This window comes from Mycobacterium sp. SMC-8, assembly GCF_025263565.1.
Taxonomy (GTDB): domain Bacteria; phylum Actinomycetota; class Actinomycetes; order Mycobacteriales; family Mycobacteriaceae; genus Mycobacterium.
The window spans coordinates 983536-1006095 of sequence record NZ_CP079865.1; the positions used below are offsets into that span (position 1 = coordinate 983536).

At 69.0% G+C, this 22560-nt stretch carries 21 protein-coding genes; 16 read left to right on the plus strand and 5 right to left on the minus strand.

Going from position 1 to position 22560, the window contains the following annotated elements:
* The first annotated feature begins 43 nt into the window (after positions 1 to 43).
* Genes KXD97_RS04865 through KXD97_RS04875 form a run of 3 tightly spaced genes read left to right on the plus strand, consistent with a single transcriptional unit; the run spans position 44 to position 3614 of the window.
* Positions 44 to 1696: a class I SAM-dependent DNA methyltransferase gene (locus KXD97_RS04865; protein WP_260755654.1), complete on the plus strand. Its 1653-nt coding sequence runs from the start codon at positions 44 to 46 to the stop codon at positions 1694 to 1696.
* Positions 1686 to 2672: a hypothetical protein gene (locus KXD97_RS04870; protein ID WP_260755655.1), complete on the plus strand. Its 987-nt coding sequence runs from the start codon at positions 1686 to 1688 to the stop codon at positions 2670 to 2672. The genes KXD97_RS04865 and KXD97_RS04870 overlap by 11 nt, the downstream gene beginning before the upstream one ends.
* Positions 2673 to 2696: 24 nt before the next feature.
* The gene (locus KXD97_RS04875; RefSeq protein WP_260755656.1) at positions 2697 to 3614 is read left to right on the plus strand and encodes a phosphatase PAP2 family protein; all 918 of its coding nucleotides are present in this window, start codon (positions 2697 to 2699) and stop codon (positions 3612 to 3614) included.
* A gap of 16 nt (positions 3615 to 3630) precedes the next feature.
* On the opposite strand, the gene KXD97_RS04880 is transcribed toward KXD97_RS04875, so the two are convergent.
* Together KXD97_RS04880 and KXD97_RS04885 are read right to left on the minus strand one after the other, a co-directional pair.
* Positions 3631 to 3759 carry a hypothetical protein gene (locus KXD97_RS04880; RefSeq protein ID WP_260755657.1) on the minus strand — a complete coding sequence of 43 codons (129 nt, stop codon included), beginning with the start codon at positions 3757 to 3759 and terminating at the stop codon, positions 3631 to 3633.
* A gap of 10 nt (positions 3760 to 3769) precedes the next feature.
* Positions 3770 to 4756, minus strand: a complete 987-nt coding sequence (locus KXD97_RS04885; RefSeq protein WP_260755658.1) for an LLM class F420-dependent oxidoreductase — start codon at positions 4754 to 4756, stop codon at positions 3770 to 3772.
* 106 nt (positions 4757 to 4862) lie between these two features.
* Here KXD97_RS04885 and KXD97_RS04890 point away from each other — a divergent pair, with 106 nt between their 5' ends.
* The 6 genes from KXD97_RS04890 (at position 4863) to KXD97_RS04915 (ending at position 11178) form a co-directional block, all read left to right on the plus strand.
* Positions 4863 to 6041, plus strand: coding sequence for a hypothetical protein (locus tag KXD97_RS04890; RefSeq protein ID WP_260755659.1), 1179 nt, complete (start codon positions 4863 to 4865; stop codon positions 6039 to 6041).
* 1 nt (position 6042) lies between these two features.
* Positions 6043 to 6693, plus strand: a complete 651-nt coding sequence (locus KXD97_RS04895) for a DUF4129 domain-containing protein (RefSeq protein WP_260755660.1) — start codon at positions 6043 to 6045, stop codon at positions 6691 to 6693.
* Positions 6690 to 7829 (plus strand): DUF4350 domain-containing protein, encoded by a 1140-nt coding sequence (locus KXD97_RS04900; protein WP_260755661.1) that lies wholly within the window; start codon positions 6690 to 6692, stop codon positions 7827 to 7829. Before KXD97_RS04895 ends, KXD97_RS04900 begins: the two co-directional genes overlap by 4 nt.
* A 38-nt stretch (positions 7830 to 7867) precedes the next feature.
* Entirely contained in the window at positions 7868 to 8788 is a 921-nt protein-coding gene (locus KXD97_RS04905; protein ID WP_260757838.1) for a MoxR family ATPase, read from the plus strand.
* A 10-nt stretch (positions 8789 to 8798) separates the two neighbouring features.
* Positions 8799 to 10124 carry a DUF58 domain-containing protein gene (locus KXD97_RS04910; protein ID WP_260755662.1) on the plus strand — a complete coding sequence of 442 codons (1326 nt, stop codon included), beginning with the start codon at positions 8799 to 8801 and terminating at the stop codon, positions 10122 to 10124.
* A gap of 169 nt (positions 10125 to 10293) precedes the next feature.
* Positions 10294 to 11178: a hypothetical protein gene (locus KXD97_RS04915; protein ID WP_260755663.1), complete on the plus strand. Its 885-nt coding sequence runs from the start codon at positions 10294 to 10296 to the stop codon at positions 11176 to 11178.
* A 92-nt stretch (positions 11179 to 11270) separates the two neighbouring features.
* Here the strand turns inward: KXD97_RS04915 and KXD97_RS04920 are convergent, their stop codons facing one another.
* Positions 11271 to 12263 (minus strand): stage II sporulation protein M, encoded by a 993-nt coding sequence (locus tag KXD97_RS04920; RefSeq protein ID WP_260755664.1) that lies wholly within the window; start codon positions 12261 to 12263, stop codon positions 11271 to 11273.
* A gap of 28 nt (positions 12264 to 12291) precedes the next feature.
* Between KXD97_RS04920 and KXD97_RS04925 the strand changes: the two genes are divergently transcribed.
* Positions 12292 to 13137 carry an RDD family protein gene (locus tag KXD97_RS04925; RefSeq protein WP_260755665.1) on the plus strand — a complete coding sequence of 282 codons (846 nt, stop codon included), beginning with the start codon at positions 12292 to 12294 and terminating at the stop codon, positions 13135 to 13137.
* A gap of 84 nt (positions 13138 to 13221) precedes the next feature.
* Here KXD97_RS04925 and KXD97_RS04930 read toward each other — a convergent pair whose 3' ends face one another.
* Positions 13222 to 14559: a carotenoid oxygenase family protein gene (locus tag KXD97_RS04930; protein WP_260755666.1), complete on the minus strand. Its 1338-nt coding sequence runs from the start codon at positions 14557 to 14559 to the stop codon at positions 13222 to 13224.
* A 111-nt stretch (positions 14560 to 14670) separates the two neighbouring features.
* Here KXD97_RS04930 and KXD97_RS04935 point away from each other — a divergent pair, with 111 nt between their 5' ends.
* The 5 genes from KXD97_RS04935 (at position 14671) to KXD97_RS04955 (ending at position 20108) form a co-directional block, all read left to right on the plus strand.
* Positions 14671 to 15381 (plus strand): GntR family transcriptional regulator, encoded by a 711-nt coding sequence (locus KXD97_RS04935; protein ID WP_260755667.1) that lies wholly within the window; start codon positions 14671 to 14673, stop codon positions 15379 to 15381.
* Between the two features lie 104 nt (positions 15382 to 15485).
* Positions 15486 to 17048, plus strand: coding sequence for an NCS1 family nucleobase:cation symporter-1 (locus KXD97_RS04940; RefSeq protein WP_260755668.1), 1563 nt, complete (start codon positions 15486 to 15488; stop codon positions 17046 to 17048).
* A gap of 62 nt (positions 17049 to 17110) precedes the next feature.
* Positions 17111 to 17626: a PadR family transcriptional regulator gene (locus KXD97_RS04945; RefSeq protein WP_260755669.1), complete on the plus strand. Its 516-nt coding sequence runs from the start codon at positions 17111 to 17113 to the stop codon at positions 17624 to 17626.
* A gap of 91 nt (positions 17627 to 17717) precedes the next feature.
* Positions 17718 to 18413 (plus strand): PadR family transcriptional regulator, encoded by a 696-nt coding sequence (locus KXD97_RS04950; protein ID WP_260755670.1) that lies wholly within the window; start codon positions 17718 to 17720, stop codon positions 18411 to 18413.
* 60 nt (positions 18414 to 18473) lie between these two features.
* On the plus strand, positions 18474 to 20108 hold the full coding sequence (locus tag KXD97_RS04955; protein WP_260755671.1) for a peptide chain release factor 3: 1635 nt from the start codon (positions 18474 to 18476) through the stop codon (positions 20106 to 20108).
* Between the two features lie 136 nt (positions 20109 to 20244).
* On the opposite strand, the gene glpK is transcribed toward KXD97_RS04955, so the two are convergent.
* A complete protein-coding gene (gene glpK / locus KXD97_RS04960) occupies positions 20245 to 21762 on the minus strand; it encodes a glycerol kinase GlpK (protein ID WP_260755672.1) in 1518 nt (505 codons plus the stop codon).
* A gap of 60 nt (positions 21763 to 21822) precedes the next feature.
* Between glpK and KXD97_RS04965 the strand changes: the two genes are divergently transcribed.
* Positions 21823 to 22557: a class I SAM-dependent methyltransferase gene (locus tag KXD97_RS04965; RefSeq protein ID WP_396885340.1), complete on the plus strand. Its 735-nt coding sequence runs from the start codon at positions 21823 to 21825 to the stop codon at positions 22555 to 22557.
* Positions 22558 to 22560 lie beyond the last annotated feature (3 nt).

A 22560-nucleotide genomic window follows, 5' to 3' on the forward strand; every position in this document is an offset into this window, starting at 1 on the left:
GGGTCAGCGGGGTTCTGTCGGTGCCCTGCGGCACGATATCGGCATGCTCATCGGTGACAGAGGAGACCACGCCTCGCTGCGCAAGGCGCGTGGGGCGTTCTTCACCCCTGTACCGGTGGCGCGTTTCCTGGTGGAGTGGGCGGTCCGCGATCCCGCGCACGCTGTACTCGAACCCTCCTGCGGCGAGGCCGTTTTCCTGCACGAGATCGGGCGGCGCGGTGGCCACACCGGCCCGCTGGTGGGCGTCGAGATTCACGCCGATTCGGCCGCCGAATCGCAGCGCGGGCTGCGCGCGCACGGCATCGACGCAGTCATTCACACGCAGGACTTCTTCTCCCACAACCAGTTCGGCCACTACGACGTGGTGGTCGGCAACCCGCCGTATGTCCGCTACCAGGACTTCGCCGGGGAGCCCCGGGCCCGAGCACGTCAGGCCGCGCTGCGCGCGGGCGTCACACTGTCCAACCTTGCGTCATCCTGGGCGGCCTTCACGGTGCACTCGGCGCTGCACCTGCGACCCGGCGGCCGGCTGGCGCTCGTGCTGCCCGCCGAGCTGCTGAGCGTGAACTACGCCGCGGGCGTGCGTCAGTACCTGATGGACCACTTCACCTCGGTCGGCCTGGTGCTGTTCGACGAACGCGTGTTCCCCGGCGTGCTCGAAGAGGTCGTGCTACTGCTGGCCGACGGCTACCACCCCGACGGCGGCACGGGCGCCGACCACATGCAGCTGTTCCAGGTCCGCGACGCCGACGGTCTGGCCCGGGTGCCGGTGCCCCGGCGGTGGAGTCCGCCAGGCAACGGCGCCAAGTGGTCGGCCGGGCTGATGTCGGCGGCGGGCCTTTCGGCGTTCGACACGGCGGTGCGCAGCGACGCCTTCACATTCCTGGAGACCTGGGGTGACACCACCCTGGGCATGGTGACCGGCAGCAACCGGTTCTTCACGCTGTCACCGGCCAAGGCCGACGCGCTCGGCTTGACCCCATCAGACCTGCTTGCGCTATCCCCGCCGGGATCGCGCCACCTGCGCGGTTTGGCGCTCACCCCGGGCGCGCTGCGCACCCTCGGCGCGGAAGGTCGCTCGACCTACCTGTTCCGACCCGCCGGACAACCCTCCCCCGCGGCCCGGCACTACATCGCCTCCGGCGAGGACCTCGACGTGCACCGGGCCTACAAGTGCCGGGTGCGCACGCCGTGGTGGCGGGTGCCCTACCTGCGCCCGGCGGACCTGTTCCTGACCTACATGAACGCCGACACCCCGCGCCTGTGCGGCAACCGGGCCCGCGCGCACCACCTCAACTCGGTGCACGGGGTGTATCTGCGCGACGAGCTGCGCCGGCTGGGCACGAGCCTGCTGCCGCTGGCGTCGCTGAACTCGGTGACCCTGCTCGGCGCCGAGACGGTGGGCCGCGCTTACGGTGGGGGGATGCTGAAGATCGAACCGCGGGAGGCCGACGTGCTGCCGGTGCCGTCACCGGAGCTGGTGCGCCGCAACGCCGACGACCTTCGCCGTATCCGTCCGGCGGTGGCCGCCTGCCTGCGCGACGGACGGTTGCTCGACGCGGTGGCCCTGGTCGACGACGTGCTGCTGCTCGGTTCCTCGACACTGTCCGAGCGCGACCTGCGCGCAGTCCGCCGTGACCACGCGGCCCTCACCGCGCGTCGGGTCGCCCGCGGAAAAGGCAACGGTGGCAAGTAAACCCAGCGCCAAATCGCTGGCGTGGCCGTTGTTCGACGCCCTGGTCGAGAATTCCGAGTTCAAGACCGTCAACCCGTGGAAGGCCGACGGCACCTTCGCCCCCGACTACGGCACGCTGCGCAAGTTGCTCGCGGTGCCGATCATGCTGGGCGCCGAGAGCCGATCCGGGGTGCCCGCGCTGGCCCTCGATGTGTGGGTGGCCTACGAGCTGCGCCGCGCCGGCCTGGACCCGGACGCAGTGTGGCCGCGGGCCGAGGCCCCGCGGGTGGTGGACCGGGACGTGCTGAGCTTTCTGAAGTCGATCCCGAAGGCGGCGGGCCGCGACGAGTTGCTGGCGCGGCTGCGCACCGGCGCCGCCACCGGCGGTGCGGCCTCGGCCAACATCGCCGGCAAGAACTACTTCAAACAGGTCGACGTGATCATGTCGTCCTGGCAGACGGGGCCGGAGCTGCTGATCTCGACCAAGCGGATGGATTCGTCGTTCGGCAAGAATGCCGCCAACCGCGTCGAGGAGTCCTACGGCGACGCCAAGAACCTGGCGCTGCGTCATCCGCTGGCGGCGCTGGGGTTCATGTACTCGCTGCGGTCGACCGCCCACACCGAGGAGCGCAGGCAGTTCGACTGGATCGTCGATCTGCTGATCAAACTCGGCAGGGAGGCCGACGCCTACGACGCGTGTGCTCTCGTGGTGCCCGAGTGGGAAGGGGCCGGGCCGGTCGACGAGCCGCCCGGCGCCGACGACGCCGTGATCGAGCCGTACCTCTTCGAGCTCGACGACGACGCCGCGGAGCCGGCGCCGATCGACGTGGCCGCGCAGATCGCCGTGCTGCCCGAGGTGACCCTGCGCACCGACCTGGTGCCCGACGAGCTCAGCCCGGCCCGGTTCTTCGCGGTGATGCTGACGATCGTGCTGGAGAACTCGAACATCACCCAGCACGAGGAGGCGCGGCTGCGGCGCAGTCGAGCACGCGGCTGACCGGCATGAGAGGATCGTGGCCCCGTGCAGACCGATCTTCTCGCCCAGGACGAAACGCGTCGCCGACTCACGCGTGCGCACCGTCGGTGGACCGTGATCCTGCTGTGCGCCTTGCTGTTCCTCGCAGCCGTCTATTGGCTGGCGGTGCGCACCACCACCGGCCAGGAGGTCGAGAACGCCGCACTGTACGGCGCCGACCAGGTCGATCCGCGGGCGTTCCTGGCGGCCAGCAGACTGCTCGACACCATCACGGTGACGTCGCTGGCGTCGGCGACACTGCTGGTCGGCGCCATCGGGCTGCTGCGGCGTCAGGTCAACCTCGCCGTCGCCGCGATGGCGGTGATCCTGGGCAGCCAGGCCGTCACACAGGTCCTGAAGTTCTTTGTGCTGCAACGGCCCAACCTGACCGGCAACGAGGACTACCTGTCCAACACGCTGCCCAGCGGCCACACCACCGCGGCGATGTCGGTGTTGTTCGCCACCCTGATCGTGATGCCGTACCGGTTCCGCGGGGTGGCCATGTTCTTCGCGCTGACCTGGGCCGTGGGCATCGGCGCCTACACGGTGATCGCGCAGTGGCACCGGCTTTCGGACACGCTGGCCGCCGACGCGGTGACGCTCGCGGTGGCCTGCGCGGCTTCGCATTTCCTGGCCAGCACCGGACGGATCCGCGCCGTCGTCACCCCGGGGGCGGCGCGGTACACGCTGAGGACGGTGTTCGTCGCGATCGTCACCGTGGTCGGCGCGGTGAGCGCGGCGCTGGGCGCGGTGGCGCTGCTGGCCGCACTGCATCAGGACATTGACACCGCCGCCGAGTGGCGGCTCTTCCTCAGCGCCCAATGGCTTGCGGCGGCCGGGTCGATCGCCGCCGCGCTGCTGTTCTGGTGGTCGTGGCACCGATTGGAGACCAAGCGCCGCGGGGACACCAGCGCGGTGCGCTGAATGAATCCAGCCCCGCCTAAGCCGTCGGCTCCTCGGTGTCCTTGTCCACGTCCGGGGTGTCCCTGTCCGGGTCCTTCTCGGAGTCGACGGACTTCGACGCCGCCGAGTCGTCTTCGTCGTCGTAGATCCCTTTACCGCGGGTCATCGAGAGCCTCTCACTGGGATGCGGAACGGAGCTTGTCCAGCAGCGGCGCCGCTGCCTCCTTCAAGAACGCTTCCTGACTGTCGCCGCCGATCTGGATCAGCGCGATGTCGGTGAAGCCCGCTTCCCAGTATTCACGCACCGATTCGACGATGGCGTCGAGGTCGGGCCCGCAGGGAATGGACCCGGCGACGTCTTCCTTGCGCACGAACTGTGTGGCGCCTTCGAAGCCGGCGGTCGTCGGCAGATCGGAGTTCACCGCCCACCCACCGGCGAACCAGCGGAACTGGTCATGGGCGCGGTCGATCGCCGCGTCGCGGTCGGGGTCCCAGCAGATCGGGATCTGGCCGATCACCCGCACGTCGCCGGGCAGCCCGGTAGCCCGTCGTGCCTCATGCCACGAGTCGACGAGATGCTTGTCGGGCTGGACCGCGACGAGGTGGTCGGCCAGCGGCGCGAACTGCCGCACCGACCGGTCTCCGGAAACCGCCGTCGCGATCGGCACCGGCACCTCGGGGACGTCCCAGAGTCGCGCCGAGTCGACCTCGAAGTACTCCCCCTTCCAGTCGACCATGTCTCCGGTGAACAGCACACGGATGATCTGGATGGCTTCGGAGAGCATGTCCTGGCGGCGCGCCACCGTGGGCCAGCCCTTGCCTACGACGTGCTCGTTGAGGTTCTCCCCGCTACCCAGGCCCAGTGTGAACCGGCCGTCGGCGAGCAACTGCAGGGTCGCGGCTTTCTGCGCGACGATCGCGGGGTGGTAGCGCAAGGTCGGGCAGGTCACGTACGTCATCAGCTCGACGCGTTCGGTGGCGTGGGCGACGGCGCCCAGCACCGACCAGGCGTATGGCGCGTGGCCCTGGGAGGACAGCCAGGGAAAGTAGTGGTCGCTGGACACCTCGAAGTCGAAACCGACCTGCTCTGCCGACACCGCATAGCTCACAAGGTCTTTGGGTCCACTCTGCTCGGTCATCAGGGTGTAGCCGAAACGAGTCATGCGCCCCGGAGTACCCCGACGTGCGTATGCAAAACGGTACCTGCCTGACGGCGCGCCCGGACAGCCCACATTGTCAATTTCGCCGGTGATCGACAGGATGGTGGGCATGACCTACAACGCCGGCGGATACGGTCCCCCCGGACCACCGGCCCCCGGCGCGGCAGGCCCCGGTTATCCCCCACCTGGATACCAGGGGTATCCGCCGCCACCCCACTGGCAATCCCCTGGCTACCCGTCCGGCTACGCACCGGGTTACCCCGGCCCGCACTACGGCGCCCCCGGGTATCCCCCGCCGTACGGGCCGCCGGTTCTCAAACCCGGCGTGGTCCCGCTGCGCCCGTTGACGCTGTCGGACATCTTCAACGGCGCGGTGGCCTATATCCGGGCCAACCCCAAAGCCACGTTGGGTCTGACGACGATCGTGGTGGTCGCCTCCCAGGTGATCGCGCTGCTGCTGTCGCTGTGGCCGTTCGCGCTGACCGGGCAGTTCGCTGAGTCCCTCGACGGTGACGAGGCCTCCACCGAGGTGCTGGTCAGCTGGATGGCCTCCAGCCTGGCCGCCGCGATCACCACCGCCCTGTCGACGACGCTGCTCAGCGGGCTGCTCACGGTGGTGATCGGCCGTTCGGTGTTCGGCTCCGGTATCACGATCGGCGAGGCGTGGCGTCGACTGCGGCCCAGGCTGTGGACGCTGATCGGGTTCACCGTGCTCAAGACCCTCGCGCTGATCGTGTGGTTCGGTGTGGTGTTGCTGGTGGTCGTGCTGGCGGTGGCCGTGGTGGACGGACCGGCCGCGTTCCTGATCGCCGCTCCGCTGGTGCTCGCAGCCGTTCTCGCCGCGGTCTGGGCGTCGGTGATGCTCACATTCGCGCCGGCGGCCATCGTGCTGGAACGCCGCGACATACTGACCGCCGTCAAACGGTCCTTCGCGTTGATCAAGGGTGACTTCTGGCGCGTGTTCGGCATCTGGCTGCTCGCCGCGATCGTGGCTCAGTTCATCGCCGCAGCGGTGTCGATCCCGTTCAGCATCGGCGGACAGGTGGTGTTGACCGCGTCCGCCACCACCACCGCGGCGATGATCGCGATGGTGCTGTTCTCGGTCGGCGGCGCCGTCGGGCAGATCATCACCGGGCCGTTCAGCGCCGGTGTGACGGTGCTGCAGTACACCGACCGCAGAATCCGCGCCGAGGCGTTCGACCTGGTGCTGCAGACCGGCGCCGCGGCGGGGCCGCAGGCCGCGGCCGACTCCACCGACCATCTCTGGCTGACCGGCGGCCCACGCTGACGTGTCGACCATAGACATCGACCGCGACGCGGCGCGTGAGGCGGCACAGAACGAGCTCGCCAAGAACATCTATCCCAAACCCTCGGCGACGGACATGCTGCTCGACTGGATCGAGGAGTTGTTGTACCGGTTGACCGCGTCGGCGTCGCAGTTCCCCGGCGGCTGGTACACCGTGACCGTGCTGGCGGCGCTGCTCATCGTCGCGGTGGTGGTCGCGGTTCGCATCGCTCGCCGGGCCATGCGCAGCGACCGCAGCGCCGCGCCGCCGCTGTTCGGGGATCGGGTGCTCAGCGCTGCCGAGCACCGCGCCACCGCCGAACGGTATGCGGCCGAGGGTGATTGGGGGCCCGCCATCAGGCATCGGGTCCGCGCGCTGGCCCGCCGGCTGGAGGAGGACGGCGTCCTGGATCCGGTGCCGGGCCGCACCGCCACCGAACTCGCCGGCGCCGCCGGCCGCGCGCTGCCCGCGTTGGCCGGTGAACTCTTCACCGCCGCAGAGATTTTCAACGACGTCACCTACGGTGAGCGACCCAGCAGCGAGCCGCAATACCGGACCATCGCGGCGCTCGACGACCGGCTGGGCAGCCGGATGCCGAGTGCGGTTGCCGCCCAGAGCGAATTGACCCACCAGCCGTGGGCCGAGGTGCGATGAGCACCGCAGTCGGGTCCACCTTCACCCAGCGGTGGTCGGTGCTGCGCTGGGTGCTGCTGGGGCTGGCCGCGATCGTCGGCGTCGCCGCGCTGACGACCTGGCTGACCGCGCCGCGCCCCGGTGGGCACCTCGACCCGGCGTCCACCTCCGCCGACGGTGTGCACGCGCTGATCACCCTGCTGCGTGAGCGCGGCATCACCGTCGTGGAGGCCGCCTCGGTCGCCGACGTCGAACGCGAGGCACGCGCCGACACCCTGGTGGTCGCCGCGCAGACCTACCACCTGTTCGACGACGAACAGCTGCGCCGTCTCTCCGAGGTGCCGGGCGACCGGCTGCTCATCGCGCCTCTCGGCAAGACCCGCGAGGCACTGGCTCCCGAGTTGGGCAAGGCCGAAAGCACGGAGTTCGGCGGTCGCTCTCCGGATTGCGACCTGCGCGAGGCCACCCGCGCCGGCGCCGTGCAATTCGGCATCGCCGAGACGTTCGAGGCCGAGGGCTCGCTGCCGGTGACCCGCTGCTACGACGGCGTGTTGGCCCGCTACAGCAAGGAGGGCCGCACCGTCACGGCGGTCGGCAGCGACCAGTTCGTGATGAACGGCGGACTGGCCGAAGAGGGCAACGCGGCGCTGGCCATGAACTTGACCGGATCCCACCCGCGGATGATCTGGTACGCGCCGCAAAGCAGTGAGGGCGACGACTCCGACGGCGCTGCCTCGCTCACCGATCTCATTCCGCCACAGGTCGATTGGCTGGTGCTTCAGCTGATCGTGGCGGTCGCGCTGCTGGCCTGGTGGAAGGGGCGCCGTGTCGGACCGCTGGTCGCCGAGCAGTTGCCGGTGGTGGTGCGGGCCTCCGAGACCGTCGAGGGCCGCGGCCGGCTGTACCGGTCCCGCCGCACCCGCGACGTCGCCGCCGAGTCGCTGCGCACGGCGGCGCGCCAGCGCATGCTGCCCCGACTCGGCCTCACCGCGGCGGCGGCACCGCACGACCTCAGCCTGGCCGTCGCCGCCCGGTGCGGGCTGGATTCGGCATCGGTCGCCCATATTCTGTACGGGCCGGCGCCGGCCACCGACGCCGAACTGGTCAACCTCGTTCGCGCACTCGACGACATCGAAAGGCAGGTCGCACAGTCGTGACACAGCCCACCCAGCACGAGGGTGCCCGCAATGCGCTGATGGCTCTGCGCAGCGAGATCGGCAAGGTGGTGGTCGGGCAGGACGCCGTCGTCAGTGGCCTGGTGATCGCGCTGCTGTGCCGGGGGCACGTGCTGCTCGAGGGTGTTCCCGGTGTCGCCAAGACACTGCTGGTGCGCACGCTGGCCGCGGCGCTGCAGCTGGACTTCAAGCGGGTGCAGTTCACCCCCGACCTGATGCCGGGCGACGTGACGGGATCGCTGGTGTACGACGCACGCACCGCCGAGTTCGAGTTCCGGGCCGGGCCCGTGTTCACGAATCTGATGCTGGCCGACGAGATCAACCGCACCCCGCCCAAGACGCAGGCCGCGCTGCTGGAGGCGATGGAGGAACGTCAGGTCAGCGTGGACGGGAAGCCACGGGCCCTGCCCGACCCGTTCATCGTCGCCGCCACCCAGAACCCGATCGAGTACGAGGGCACCTACCAGCTGCCGGAGGCGCAGCTGGACCGTTTCCTGCTGAAGCTGAATGTGCCACTGCCGCCGCGGGATCAGGAGATCGCGATCCTGAACCGGCACGCCCACGGATTCGACCCCCGCGATCTGTCGTTCGTGAGGCCGGTCGCCGGACCCGCCGAACTGGCCGCGGGCCGCGACGCGGTCCGTCAGGTGCTCGTCGCCGACGAGGTGCTCGGATACATCGTCGACATCGTCGGCGCCACAAGGAATTCCCCGTCGCTGCAGTTGGGCGTGTCTCCGCGTGGCGCGACGGCGCTGCTGTCCACCGCGAGGTCGTGGGCGTGGCTGTCGGGCCGCGGCTATGTCACCCCCGACGATGTCAAGGCGATGGCCCGGCCCACCCTGCGGCACCGGGTGGCGCTGCGGCCCGAAGCCGAGCTCGAAGGCGCCACCGCCGACGGGGTGATCGAGGGCATCCTGTCCGCGGTGCCTGTGCCGAGATAGCCGGCGTTTCGTGGTTCTCACCGGTCGCGTCGGGCTGATCGCGCTGTTGTGCGCGCTCCCGGTTGTGCTGTCGCCCTACCCCGCAGCGACTTTCGCGGTTCTGGCGGCGCTGCTCGCGGCCGCGGTGGTGCTCGACGCGGTGCTCGCGGGCAGTCCCCGCGCACTCGAACTGAGCCGCGGGGGTCCGACGTCGGCGCGGCTCGGTCAGCCGGTGACCGCGGAGTTGACGGTGCGCAACACCGGCCGCGCGCGGTTCCGCGGCGTGATCCGCGACGCGTGGGCTCCCAGCGCGCGGGCCGAACCGCGAGTGCAGCCGGTGAACATCGCTGCCGGGCAACGGGTCACGCTGCGATCGGAGTTACGGCCGGTCCGTCGCGGGGACCAGGTGTCGGCGCTGGTGACCGCCCGGTCGATCGGCCCGCTCGGGCTGGCCGGCCGCCAAGGTTCGCATCGGGTGCCGTGGCGGATCCGCATCCTGCCTCCGTTCCTGTCCCGCAAGCATCTGCCCTCGCGGCTGGCCCGGCTGCGGGAGCTGGAGGGCATGACGCCGGCGCTGATCCGCGGCCAGGGCACCGAATTCGACTCGCTGCGGGAGTACGTGGTCGGCGACGACGTGCGCTCGATCGACTGGCGGGCCACCGCCCGGCGCGCCGACGTCGTGGTGCGCACCTGGCGGCCCGAACGCGACCGGCGGGTGCTGATCGTGCTCGACACCGGACGCACGTCGGCGGGCCGGGTGGGGGTGGACCCCACCGGATCAGACCCCGCCACGGGCTGGCCCCGCCTGGATTGGTCCATGGACGCCGCGCTGTTGCTGGCCGCGCTGGCCGCGCGTGCGGGCGATCACGTCGACTTCCTGGCGCATGACCGCGAGACCCGCGCGGCCGTGGTCAATGCGTCCCGCACCGACCTGCTGGCCCAGCTGGTGGCCGCGATGGCGCCGCTGGAACCCGCGCTCGTGGAATCCGACGCGCGCGCGATGGTCTCTGCGGTGCAGCGCCGGGTGCGGCGCCAGGCGCTGGTGGTGCTGCTGACCGACCTCAACGCGTCAGCGATCGACGAGGGCCTGCTGAGCGTGCTCCCGCAACTGACCGCCAGGCACCGCGTGATCGTCGCCGCGGTGGCCGACCCGCGGGTGGACAGGCTCGCCGCGGGCCGGGCCGACGCGGTCGAGGTGTACGACGCCGCCGCTGCCGAACGGTCCCGCAACGACCGCCGCGCGGTGGCCTCCCGGCTGCGCGGGATGGGCGTGGAGGTGGTCGACGCGCCGCCGGAGGACCTCGCGCCGGAGCTGGCCGACCACTACCTGGCGATGAAGGCCGCCGGCCGCCTGTAGCCCCCTGCCCGGTTCTCACCGCGAGCAGACACAAACTCGCACGGATTCGACCCTTTCAGTGCGAGTTTGTGTCTGCTCGACGGAATATCCCCGTCCACAATCCGAGTTTCATCCACAGCGACGCAGGTGAGTCGCCTGCCCGGTGGCTGCACGGTATGAGGATTCGGGGGTGCAGGATGCCGTTCGACAACTCTTCCTGACCGGTGGCGGGTATGCGACGACGGCGGCGCTGCTGCAGGTGCTCACCCGGCAGCAGCTCGACGTACAGGTGCGGCGCGGCACCTTGATCCGCGTATGGCACGGGGTCTACGCACCTGCCGAGCCTGATCGCTTCGGCAGGCTGGTGTCCCTGGACAAATACCTCGGCCTGCCCGCGGTCGCCTGTATGGGCACTGCAGCCGCACTGTACGGATTCGACACCGAGGGCACTGCCGCGGTGCACATCCTCGACCCCGGCCGCCGGATTCGTCCCGCCCCGGGTCTAGTGGTGCACCAGCGCCTCGGTGCGCCACTGCAGCGTGTGAATGGCCGGTTGGCGACATCACCCGCATGGACCGCAGTCGAGATCGCGCGCACCTTGCGGCGGCCTCGCGCGCTCGCGACGCTCGACGCGGCCCTGCACGCCGGGTCGTGCACGCCGACCGATCTCGGTGAGGCGATCGCGGAGCAGCGCGGTCGGCGGGGCATCGTGGCCGTACGTGAACTTCTCCCCCTCGCCGACGACCGCGCCGAATCTCCGATGGAGAGCGAGGCAAGACTGGCAATGCACGAGCACGACGTGCCCCGCCCCGAACTTCAGTATCTGATTCACGGCCGGTGGGAAAGCTGGCGCGTGGACTTCGCCTGGCCCGATTACCAGGTTGCGGCCGAGTACGAGAGCGTCGACTGGCACGCCGGCCGTGACGCGATGCTGAGGGACAAGGCGCGATTCGCGGGCATCCAGCACGCGCGTTGGACGGTCATTCCCATCACCGTCACCGACGTTCGCTTCCATCCGGAGCGGATGGCTGAACGGATTCGGGAGCACCTATGGCGAGCTGCCGCGGCCAGCTGAGACCGCGACTGTGGACCGCGAGCAGGCGCAAACTCGCACGGTTGACCCCAGATTCGTGCGAGTTTCTGTCTGCTCGCCGAAACCCGGAACGCTCAGCTGGTCGGCACCACGTCCGGCACATCCTCGATATCGCCGGTCTCGCCGGCCAGCGCGGCCTTGCGGCCGAAGTGGAACACATAGCCGAAGAAGCCCACCACCGCGGCCACCCCGATCGCGACCCGCTCGAACGTCGGCAGCGACGACGGCGTCACGAATCCCTCGATCGCGCCGGCGAGCATCAGCACCACCGCCAGGCCGATCGCGACGGCGACCACGGCGCGGCCTTGTTCGGCCAGCACCTGCCCGCGGGGACGGTCCCCCGGCGAGATCACCGACCAGCCCAGCCGCATACCGACCCCGGCCGCGACGAACACCGCGGTCAGCTCGATGAGTCCGTGCGGGGTGATCAGGCCGAGGAAGACGTCACCCTTGCCTGCCTGAAACATCAGTCCGGCGTTGACCCCGAGGTTCGCCGAGTTCTGGAACAGGATGTACGGAATCGGGATTCCCAGCAGCACCGACATGCCGATGCACTGGGCGGTCACCCACGCGTTGTTCACCCACACCTGCAGCGCGAACGACCCGGCCGGGTGCTCGCTGTAATAGTTCGCGAACTCGTGGTTGACCAGCTGCTCGATCTCGCCGGGCGTGCCGATCGAGGCCTGCACCTCCGGCGAGTGCGCCACCCACACCGCGATCACGGCCGCGACCGCGTAGAACACCACCCCCGAGGCCACCCACCACCGCCACGACCGGTAGACGACGACGGGGAAGGACACCGTCCAGAACCGGACGAACTCGCGCCACAGCGGCGCGTGAGCGCCGGTGACCACCGCCCGCGCCCGGGCGACTAGGCCGGAGAGTTTGCCGATCAGCACCGCATCCGAGGACGCCGAGCGCACGATCGACAGGTGGGTCGACACCCGCTGGTACAGGTCGACCAGCTCGTCGACCTCTGCACCGGTGAGTGTGCGGCGCTTTTTCACCAGATGTTCGAGGCGCTCCCACGTCGGCCGGTTCGCCAGGACAAACGCATCGACATCCACTCCAGGGATTTTAGTAGCGTGGCTGATTATGGTTGGCCAGCAACAGCCCGTGGTGACCGGTGACGCCGTCGTCCTCGACGTGCAGATCGCCCAGCTGCCGGTCCGCGCGCTGTCGGCGCTGATCGACGTCGTCGTCGTCTTCGTCGTGTACGTGCTCGGTGTGATCCTGTGGGCGGTGACGCTGTCGCAGTTCGATTCGGCGTTCTCGGGTGCGGTGCTGATCATCTTCACCGTGCTGGCGCTGGTCGGTTATCCGACGATCTTCGAGACCGCCACCCGCGGCAAGACGCTGGGCAAGATGGCGCTGGGGCTGCGCGTGGTGTCCGAGGACGGCAGTCCGGAGCGCTTCCGTCAGGCGCTGTTCCGTGCGCTGGCCGGGTCGATCGAACTGTGGATGCTCACCGGCGGCCCCGCCGTGCTGTGCAGCATGCTGTCGCCCAAAGGCAAGCGCATCGGCGACATCTTCGCCGGCACCGTGGTCATCAGCGAGCGTGCGCCCCGCCAGGCCCCGCCACCGGCGATGCCGCCGCAGCTGGCCTGGTGGGCCACCACGCTGCAGCTGTCGGGCCTGAACCCGGCACAGACCGAGATGGCACGCCAGTTCCTTTCTCGCGCAGCACAGTTGGATCCACAGGTGCGCGACCAGATGGCCTACCGGATCGCCACTGATGTCGCCGCACAGATCTCGCCGCCGCCACCACCGGGCACCCCGCCGGCGATGGTACTGGCCGCCGTCCTTGCCGAGCGGCACCGCCGCGAACTGGGTCGCATGCAGCAGGCGCCGGCACCGACGCCCCCCTGGACCGCCCCGCCCCCGCCGAGTGCACCGGCACCGCAGCCCCCTGCGGGCAACGGGTTCGCACCGCCGTCGTAGACGGCAATCGAGCAGAAGCCGTCGTAGACGGCAATCGAGCAGAAGCCGTCGTAGACGGCAATCGAGCAGAAGCCGTCGTGAGGGCTACCCGGCGATCCAGTTCCCGTGGAAGCCATACGGAACTCGCTGCGGGAGTTTGATCCTCGCCACCGGTGCGCCGGAGAAGTCCGAGGCGTCGATGATCACCAGATCGCTGCCGTCGCGTGCAGGGTCGTACACGTAACCCAGATACCAGCCGCTGCTCTCGTCTGCAGGCCCGGACGTCGACGGCACGAAGACCGCTTCTCCCGGTCCACCCGGCGAAGTCTCGGTGCCGAACCGGTGCTCGACGGCCGAGCCGGTGACCAGATCGTGGCGGATCAGGCTGGCCTCGCCGACCGAGACCGCATACCGGGCCGGCAGCGTGGCCAGCCGGTCGTCGATCCGCGGGAACTCGACCACCCGGTCGTCGAGCTGGCTTTCGTGCACCGCCCCGGTCGTCAGGTCGATCGTCCAGGTCCACATCACCCCGTCGGCGTCGAATCCACCGTTGCCACGCCATAATTCGGGATAGCGAACGCCCTGCACCACAAGCGTCCGGCCGTCATCGTGTGCGTTGGCGACGTGGAAGACGTAGCAGGGGTCGATGTCGAACCAGCGCACCTCGCCGAACGGGTCGTCGCGGCGCAGCACCCCGAACCGGGCGCCGTAGGTGTCGTCCCAGCGGTAGGGCATGTCCCGGCCGCCACCGACCGCGATGTCGATGTTGAACACGATCGGCAGGTCCATGAACACCACGTAGTTCGCCGTCAGCGCGAAGTCGTGCATCATCGTCAACGCGGGCACGTCGAGCGGACGGTCGATCACCAACTCGCCGTTGGCATCTGCGCGGTGGTAGGTGACGTGGGGGGTGAAGATGTTGCCGTAGCCGAAGAAGTGAAGTTCACCGGTGGTCGGGCAGATCTTCGGATGCGCGGTCATCGAGTCCGCCAGCCTGCCGCCGAAGTCAAAGGCCCCTACAGTCTCCAGGTCGTCGGTGATCTCATACGGCAGAGATGATTCGACCAGTGCCAGGGTCCTGCCGGCGTGATTGACCACGTGGGTGTTGGCGACGCTGGCGCGCAGGTTGCGGGTGCCGTCGGAGTTGTACAGCGGGAACGGGTCGATGAAGCTGTCCGTGCGCACCCAGCGGTTGCGGTACCAGGCGGCGCGGCCGTTCTCGATGCGGACGCCGTGGATCATGCCGTCGCCGGTGAACCAGTGCCCGGTCGCCTGCCGTGGGTTGGGGCCGTTGCGCAGGTACCAGCCTTCCAGCTCGGCGGGAATCGCGCCCTCCACCGGCAGGTCGAACGCGGTCAGCTCGTCGGGAATCGGCGCGTAGTTGCCGACCTTGAAGATCTCGTCGGCGTCGACCGGAGTGGGCTTCGAGGTGGTCTCGGTCATGGGGCGCAACCTCCTGTCACGGTCACTCCACACTGACACCCCACTAATGACCTGTCAATAGTGGAATGTGTTTGTGTCGCGAACCCGCCGTATGCGGAGGAGGATCACAGGATGCCCGATCGCCGACACTCCGCGGCGCTGTTCAAGGCGGTCGTGGGCCGCGCCGGCACGCCGGCGCCGAACATCGTCGACGAACTGCGCCGGGTGATCCTCGACGGCGCGGTGCCGCCCGGCACCCCGATCCCGGTGGGCGAGGTCGCCGACCTGTTCGGAGTCAGCCACATCCCGGTCCGGGAAAGCCTCAAAACCCTGACCGGGGAAGGACTGGTGCAGCACCGGCCGAACGCCGGCTACGCCGTCGCGCAGCTGACGGTCAGCGAACTCGCCGAGATGTACCTCGTGCGCGAGACCCTCGAGTCGGCCGCGATGGCCGCCGCCGTGCACAGGGCCACCGCCGCCGACCGCGCCCACCTGACCGAGACACACGAAAACATGGCACAGGCACTGAAGTTCGACGACGCCCAGGCCTACCACCGCTACAGCAGGCAGTTCCACATGGCGCTCAGTCGTCCGTCCTGCATGCTGCGGCTGGTGCGCATGCTCGAAAACGCCTGGAACATCACCGAACCCGTGCAGCTGATGGTGCACGTCGGCCGCGACCAGCGCACGATGCTGCACGAGGACCACCGCGTGATGCTCGACGCGTTCCTGGACCGGGATCCCGACGCGCTGCTGGCCGCCGCGGCGACGCACAACAAGCGCCTCAACGGGGTGGTGGCCTCGCTGCCCGCCGACACCGGACTGGTGATCGACGGCGCCTGAGCGGCGAGCCGGCGAAATATATTCTCGGCGCAACGGTGGAGAAACACACCGAAACTAGCTTCCGTGCATCGACGTTCTTCGCCTTCGAGCAGGGAGCTGATCCCATGACAGACATCCGAGACCTGCCTCCGGGCGCCCGAGTCGACGCCGACGACATGGTCGAAGCCTCCGGGCATCCCGTCGGCGCAGGCCTCATCAAGGCCGGCTACGACCCGCGGCTGACCAACGAGGATCTGGCGCCGCTGGCCAAGCAGCGCTGGACGTCCTACAACATCTTCGCGTTCTGGATGTCGGACGTGCACAGCGTCGGCGGGTACGTCACCGCGGGCAGCCTGTTCGCGCTCGGCCTGGCCAGCTGGCAGGTGCTGATCGCGCTGCTCGTGGGCATCGTGATCGTCAACATTTTCTGCAATCTGGTGGCCAAACCCAGCCAGCGGGCCGGCGTGCCCTACCCGGTGGTGTGCCGCAGCTCGTTCGGCGTGCTGGGCGCCAACATCCCGGCGATCATCCGCGGCCTGATCGCGGTGGCCTGGTATGGCATTCAGACCTACCTGGCCTCAGCGGCGCTGGATGTGGTGCTGCTCAAGCTGTTTCCCGGACTGATGCCCTACGCCGAGGTTGAGAACTACGGCTTTGCCGGGCTTTCCCTGCTCGGCTGGGGCAGCTTCCTGCTGCTGTGGGTCCTGCAGGCATGCGTGTTCTGGCGCGGCATGGAGTCGATCCGCAAGTTCATCGACTTCTGCGGACCGGCCGTCTACGTCGTGATGTTCATCCTCTGCGGTTACCTGCTGTACCGCTCCGGCTGGCATGTCAGCCTCACCCTCGGCGGCGAGAAGAACGGCAGCACGCTGGCGGTCATGCTGGGTGCGATCGCATTGGTCGTCTCGTACTTCTCGGGCCCGATGCTGAACTTCGGCGACTTCTCCCGGTACGGCAAGTCGTTCGAGGCGGTCAAGAAGGGGAACTTCCTCGGCCTGCCGGTCAACTTCCTGGTCTTCTCGCTGCTGGTGGTGATGACCGCCGCCGCGACGGTCCCGGTGTTCGGCGAGCTGCTTACCGATCCCGTCGAAACGGTGGCCCGCATCGACAACACGATGGCGATCATCCTGGGCGCGTTGACATTCAGCATCGCCACCATCGGCATCAACATCGTCGCGAACTTCATCTCGCCGGCGTTCGACTTCTCCAACGTCAGCCCGCAGCGGATCAGCTGGCGGATGGGCGGCATGATCGCCGCGGTCGGCTCGGTGCTGATCACGCCGTGGAACCTGTACAGCAACCCGGAGGTCATCCACTACACGCTGGAGACCCTCGGCGCGTTCATCGGGCCGCTGTTCGGTGTGCTGATCGCCGACTACTACCTGGTGCGCAAGCAGAAGATCGTGGTCGATGACATGTTCACGATGAGCCCGAAGGCCAACTACTGGTACGCCAAGGGCTACAACCCGGTCGCGGTCGCGGCGACGCTCGTCGGTGCGACGCTCGCGGTGATTCCGGTGCTGCTCGGGGGATCGGTCACCGGCATGTCCGCGGCGGCGCAGTACAGCTGGTTCATCGGGTGTGGCGTCGGGTTCGCCCTGTACTACCTGCTGGCCACCCGTGGGCCGTGGCGGATGTCGCCGCTGCGGGATGCTGTCGCCGACACCGCGGCCGAAGCCGTGGCCTGACTGCCCGCCCGGCACGGCCCCGATAGTCCACTTCTGGAATATCGGGGCCGTACTATGCCGCCATGAGCCTTCGGATAGCCGCCCTCGGCCTGTTGGCCGAGGGCCCGGCCAGCGGTTACGACCTGCTCAAGCAGTTCGAGAACTCGATGGCCAACGTGTGGCCCGCCACCCAGAGCCAGCTGTACTCCGAGCTCAACAAGCTTGCGGCCGCAGGGTTGATCGAGGTGTGCGCCGTGGGCCCGCGCGGCCGCAAGGAGTACCAGATCACCGATGCCGGACGCGCCGAGCTGCAGCGCTGGGTCACCAGCCCCCAGGACGATCCGCCGTTCCGCAGCGCGGCTCTGTTGCGGGTCTTCCTGCTCGGCCTGATTCCGCCGGAGCAGGCGCGCGCCCATCTGCACGCCATGGCCGAGCACGCCGAGGCCGAGATCCGGCGGCTGACGGCGCTGCGCGACTCGCTGACGGCAGGACAGACCGACGGGGCGTTCTTCGGGTTGGCGGCGCTGGACTACGGCCTGCGGCTGCATGCGATGCAGGCCGCATGGGCCAAGTCGGTGGAGGACCGGCTGCCAGACTGATCACATCGTCGTTGCATCGCGATAGTTTCCGATATATCGTCAACGTATCGGAAGCGCAGTCAGTGCTTCGTTCGACAGAAATGAGCACCCCATGAACACCCCTTTCACCCCGCCTGGCAGCCCGTTCGAGGGCCGCGGATTCGGATTCGGCCCGGTCGATCCCCGCGTCCTGCACGGACGTCGTCGCGCTTCCCGGCGCGAATTCCGCGAGCACGTCCGTGAGCATCGCGGCGACGCGGGCTTCGGCCCCGGCGGTTTCGGCCCCGGCGGTTTCGGTCCCGGTTTCGGCCCCGGCTTCGGTTTCGGGCCGGGCGGCCCCGGTGCACGGCGCGGCGGACCCCGCGGCGGCCGAGGGCGGCGCGGTGACGTGCGCGCGGCGATCCTCAAACTATTGATCGACCGCCCGATGCACGGCTACGAGATGATCCAGGAGATCCACGAGCGCAGCCAGCAACTGTGGAAGCCCAGTCCCGGCTCGATCTACCCGACCCTGCAGCTGCTCGTCGACGAAGGTCTGCTCACTGCCACCGAGACCGAGGGCAGCAAGAAGCTCTTCGAGCTGACCGACGACGGTCGCGCCGCGGCCGAGAAGATCGAGACCGCGCCGTGGGACGAGATCGCAGGTGAGGCCGACCCCGGAGCGGTGAGCCTCCGCAACGCCGTTGGGCAGCTGATGGGCGCGGTCGCCCAGTCCGCGCACGCGGCCACCCCCGAGCAGCAGCAGCGCATCGTCGACATCGTGAACAACGCGCGCCGCGAGATCTACCACATTCTCGGCGAGGACTGATCCGGGCGGATCGGGCGCGATTACGGTTTCTCGGCCGCGGTCCATAAAATCGGCGGCATAATGACGAACTCCACCGAGGCGGCGACGGCGGCCGGCCCTCGATCCGACCGCGTCTCAACCGAGGCCCGACGCCGCCGAACCTTCGCAGTCATCAGCCACCCGGACGCCGGCAAGTCCACGTTGACCGAAGCCCTGGTGCTGCACGCCAAGGCCATCACCGAGGCCGGCGCCATTCACGGCAAGGCCGGCCGCCGCGCCACCGTGTCCGACTGGATGGAGATGGAGAAGGCGCGCGGCATCTCGATCACTTCGACGGCGCTGCAGTTCCCCTACATCACGCACGCCGGCGACACCTGCGTCATCAACCTGCTCGACACCCCCGGCCACGCGGATTTCTCCGAGGACACCTACCGGGTGCTGACCGCTGTCGACTCGGCGGTAATGCTGATCGACGCGGCCAAGGGCCTGGAACCGCAGACGCTCAAGCTCTTCCAGGTGTGCCGGCACCGCCGGATCCCGATCATCACCGTGGTCAACAAGTGGGACCGTCCGGGCCGCCATGCGCTGGAGCTGATGGACGAGATCCAGTCGGAGATCGGGTTGCGGCCGACACCACTGACGTGGCCGGTCGGCATCGCCGGCGATTTCAAGGGCGTACTCGACCGCCGCACTGGGAAGTTCATCCGCTTCACCCGCACCGCCGGTGGCGCGACCGCCGCCCCCGAGGAGCACATCGACCCGTCGAAGGCGCATGACGCGGCCGGGGTGGACTGGGACACCGCGGTCGAGGAGTCGGAGCTGTTGAGCGCCGACGGCGCCGACTTCGATCCGGAGACGTTCCTCGACTGCACCTCGACGCCGGTGCTGTTCACTTCCGCGGCACTGAATTTCGGAGTGAACCAGCTTCTCGACGTGCTCGCCCAGCTGGCGCCGCCGCCGAGCGGGCAGCTCGACGTCGACGGCAACCGGCGCGACGCGGCGGCGCCGTTCAGCGCGTTCGTGTTCAAGGTGCAGGCGGGCATGGATTCCGCGCACCGCGACCGCATCGCCTATGCCCGGGTGTGCTCGGGCACGTTCGAACGCGGCGACGTCCTGACCCACGCGTCCACCGGCAAGCCGTTCGTGACCAAGTACGCCCAGTCGGTCTTCGGCCGGGAGCGGTCGACTCTCGACACCGCGTGGCCGGGTGACGTGATCGGGCTGGCCAACGCCGCCGCGCTGCGGCCGGGTGACACGCTCTACCAGGACGTCGCGGTGCAATACCCTCCGATCCCGAGCTTTTCGCCTGAACACTTCTCCGTCGCGCGGGGCACCGACCCGAGCAAGCACAAGCAGTTCCGCAAAGGCATCGAGCAGCTCGACCAGGAAGGCGTCGTCCAGGTGCTGCGCTCGGACCGGCGCGGCGACCAGGCACCCGTTCTGGCGGCCGTCGGGCCGATGCAGTTCGAGGTGGCCGCCCACCGGATGGCGTCGGAGTTCAGCGCCCCGATCGCACTCGAAGCCCTGCCCTATACGGTGGCCCGCATCTGCGAACCCGAGGACGCCGAAGCGCTGGGCAAGATGGCCGCGGTGGAGGTCTTCACCCGCACCGACGGCGTCATGCTCGTGGTGTTCTCCACGAGGTGGCGGTTGGAGACGGTGCAGCGGGAGAACCCCACCATGCAGTTGCGGGAACTGGTCGCGGCGGGCCAGTAGGAACAAGCTCGCCAAGGTTGGCACGGTCGCAGCCAAAGCCGCCACGTATGTGGGCCTTATGCACGCCAGATCGCTGAAATTCGTACATAACACCCACATTCGCGGCCACGCCGACGTTGACCGACGTCACCGGTGATCAGTCGACGTCGACCCAGTCCAGGGTGCGCTGCACGGCTTTGCGCCAACCCGCGTAGCCGTCTTCGCGCTGTTCGCCCGACCAGTCGGGTGACCAGCGTTTGCCCTCCTGCCAGTTGGCGCGCAGATCGTCCGGGCCGTCCCAGAATCCGGCGGCCAGTCCCGCAGCGTACGCGGCGCCGAGCGCAGTGGTCTCGGCGACGACGGGCTTGACGACGTCGACGCCGAGCACGTCGGCCTGGATCTGCATACACAGGTCGTTGGCGGTGATGCCGCCGTCGACCTTCAGCACCTCAAGGCGCACACCGGAATCGGCGGCCATCGCATCGACGACGTCGCGGCTCTGGTAACAGATCGCCTCCAACGTCGCCCGCGCCACGTGGGCGTTGGTGTTGAACCGGGACAGTCCGACGATCGCCCCGCGCGCATCCGAGCGCCAGTACGGGGCGAACAGGCCGGAGAACGCCGGCACGAAGTACACCCCGCCGTTGTCCTCGACCTGACGGGCCAGCGCCTCGCTCTGTGACGCGCCGCTGATGATGCCCAGCTGGTCGCGCAGCCACTGCACCGCCGAGCCCGTCACCGCAATCGAACCCTCAAGGGCGTAAACGGGTTTCGCGTCACCGAACTGGTAACACACCGTGGTCAGCAGTCCGTTCTTCGACCGCACGATGTCCTCGCCGGTGTTCAGCAGCAGGAAATTGCCTGTGCCGTAAGTGTTTTTCGCCTCTCCGACGGACAGGCAGACCTGCCCCACCATGGCGGCCTGCTGATCGCCGAGGATCCCGGTGACCGGGATTTCGCCGTCGGCGGGCCCGGTCTCGACGGTGACCCCGTATGGCTGCGGAGACGACGACGGCCGGATCTCGGGCAGCATCTGGCGCGGGATCCCGAAGAACCCGAGCAGTTCGTCGTCCCAGTCCAGGGTCTCCAGATTCATCAGCATGGTGCGGCTGGCGTTCGTGACGTCGGTGACGTGCACCCCGCCGCGATGCCCGCCGGTCAGATTCCACAGCACCCAGGTGTCGGTGGTGCCGAAGAGCGCGTCACCCTTCTCGGCGTCGGCGCGCAGACCGTCGACGTTCTCCAGCAGCCACTGCAGCTTGCCGCCGGAGAAATAGGTGGCCGGTGGCAACCCGGCCTTCTGCCGGATCACGTCACCGCGACCGTCACGGTCGAGTGCGGACGCGATCCGGTCGGTGCGGGTGTCCTGCCAGACGATCGCGTTGTAGTACGGCCGGCCGGTGTGCCGGTTCCACACCAGCGACGTCTCGCGCTGGTTGGTGATGCCCAGCGCCACCAGGTCGGTGGTGGCGAGCTTGGTCTTGTTCAGCGCCGTCGCCAGCACTGAGCCGGTGCGCTCCCAGATCTCGACGGGATTGTGCTCGACCCAGCCCGCCCTGGGCAGGATCTGTTCGTGTTCGAGCTGGTGACGGCCCACCTCGGCGCCGTCATGGTCGAAGATCATGCAGCGGGTGCTGGTGGTGCCCTGGTCGATTGCAGCGACGAAGTCGGCCATTCGTCCATGATGGACTACGTGAACACACGGGCCGTGCAATCGGCGGCAGACATCGGCTCCATGCCGCGCGGTGGGCCGGATGCGTCCTGCCTGGACCGCCTGCTGGAAACCGACCGTCGCGAATACCTGGACCGGGACTCAGCCGGAGATGCTGGGCTCGAGCGGACCAAGCGCAGCGTGATCCGGGCCCTGGACTGGACCGGGGAGCTGTTCGGCAACCACGACAAGTTCGCGAAGCTGGCGCTCGACGAGGTCGCCGACGTGGCCGACCCCGCAATTCTGGAGCTCGGCGCAGGGCACGGCGGGCTGTCCCGCAAGCTGCTGGAGTGGCACCCCACGGCCCGGCTCACCGTGACCGACGTCGAGCCGGCGTCCGTCGCGGCGATCGCGGCCGGGGACCTCGGGGCCCATCCGCGGGCGACGGTCCGGCAGATGGACGCGACGGCGCTGGACGCGGCCGACGGCAAGTTCGACCTGGCGGTGTTCGCGTTGTCGTTCCACCATCTGCCGCCGAAGGCCGCGGCCCGGGTGATCGCCGAGGGCACCCGCGCGGCGCACAAGCTGCTCATCATCGATCTGCCTCGCCCGCCGGCGCCGCTGCATCTGCTGCGGTTGGCGACGATGCTGCCGTGGGCGCCGCTGGTGCCGTTCGTGCACGACGGGGTGATCAGCTCGTTGCGCGCCTACAGTCCGTCGGCGCTGCGCGCGCTGGCCGCCTGCGCCGACCCGCCGGTGCACCTGGAGTTGCGTGGCGGGTTGCTCAGTCCTCAGGTCGCGGTGGCGTGGCGCCGATAGTCT

Excerpts from the sequence above, each read along its gene's own strand:
- KXD97_RS04865 (WP_260755654.1), top strand. The coding sequence starts at position 44 with ATGCTCATCGGTGACAGAGGAGACCACGCCTCGCTGCGCAAGGCGCGT.
- KXD97_RS04880 (WP_260755657.1), bottom strand. The coding sequence starts at position 3,759 with ATGACCCGCGGTAAAGGGATCTACGACGACGAAGACGACTCGGCGGCG.
- KXD97_RS04885 (WP_260755658.1), bottom strand. The coding sequence starts at position 4,756 with ATGACTCGTTTCGGCTACACCCTGATGACCGAGCAGAGTGGACCCAAA.
- KXD97_RS04890 (WP_260755659.1), top strand. The coding sequence starts at position 4,863 with ATGACCTACAACGCCGGCGGATACGGTCCCCCCGGACCACCGGCCCCC.
- KXD97_RS04900 (WP_260755661.1), top strand. The coding sequence starts at position 6,690 with ATGAGCACCGCAGTCGGGTCCACCTTCACCCAGCGGTGGTCGGTGCTG.
- KXD97_RS04905 (WP_260757838.1), top strand. The coding sequence starts at position 7,868 with ATGGCTCTGCGCAGCGAGATCGGCAAGGTGGTGGTCGGGCAGGACGCC.
- KXD97_RS04925 (WP_260755665.1), top strand. The coding sequence starts at position 12,292 with ATGGTTGGCCAGCAACAGCCCGTGGTGACCGGTGACGCCGTCGTCCTC.
- KXD97_RS04930 (WP_260755666.1), bottom strand. The coding sequence starts at position 14,559 with ATGACCGAGACCACCTCGAAGCCCACTCCGGTCGACGCCGACGAGATC.
- KXD97_RS04935 (WP_260755667.1), top strand. The coding sequence starts at position 14,671 with ATGCCCGATCGCCGACACTCCGCGGCGCTGTTCAAGGCGGTCGTGGGC.
- KXD97_RS04940 (WP_260755668.1), top strand. The coding sequence starts at position 15,486 with ATGACAGACATCCGAGACCTGCCTCCGGGCGCCCGAGTCGACGCCGAC.
- KXD97_RS04945 (WP_260755669.1), top strand. The coding sequence starts at position 17,111 with ATGAGCCTTCGGATAGCCGCCCTCGGCCTGTTGGCCGAGGGCCCGGCC.
- KXD97_RS04950 (WP_260755670.1), top strand. The coding sequence starts at position 17,718 with ATGAACACCCCTTTCACCCCGCCTGGCAGCCCGTTCGAGGGCCGCGGA.
- KXD97_RS04955 (WP_260755671.1), top strand. The coding sequence starts at position 18,474 with ATGACGAACTCCACCGAGGCGGCGACGGCGGCCGGCCCTCGATCCGAC.
- glpK (WP_260755672.1), bottom strand. The coding sequence starts at position 21,762 with ATGGCCGACTTCGTCGCTGCAATCGACCAGGGCACCACCAGCACCCGC.
- KXD97_RS04965 (WP_396885340.1), top strand. The coding sequence starts at position 21,823 with ATGCCGCGCGGTGGGCCGGATGCGTCCTGCCTGGACCGCCTGCTGGAA.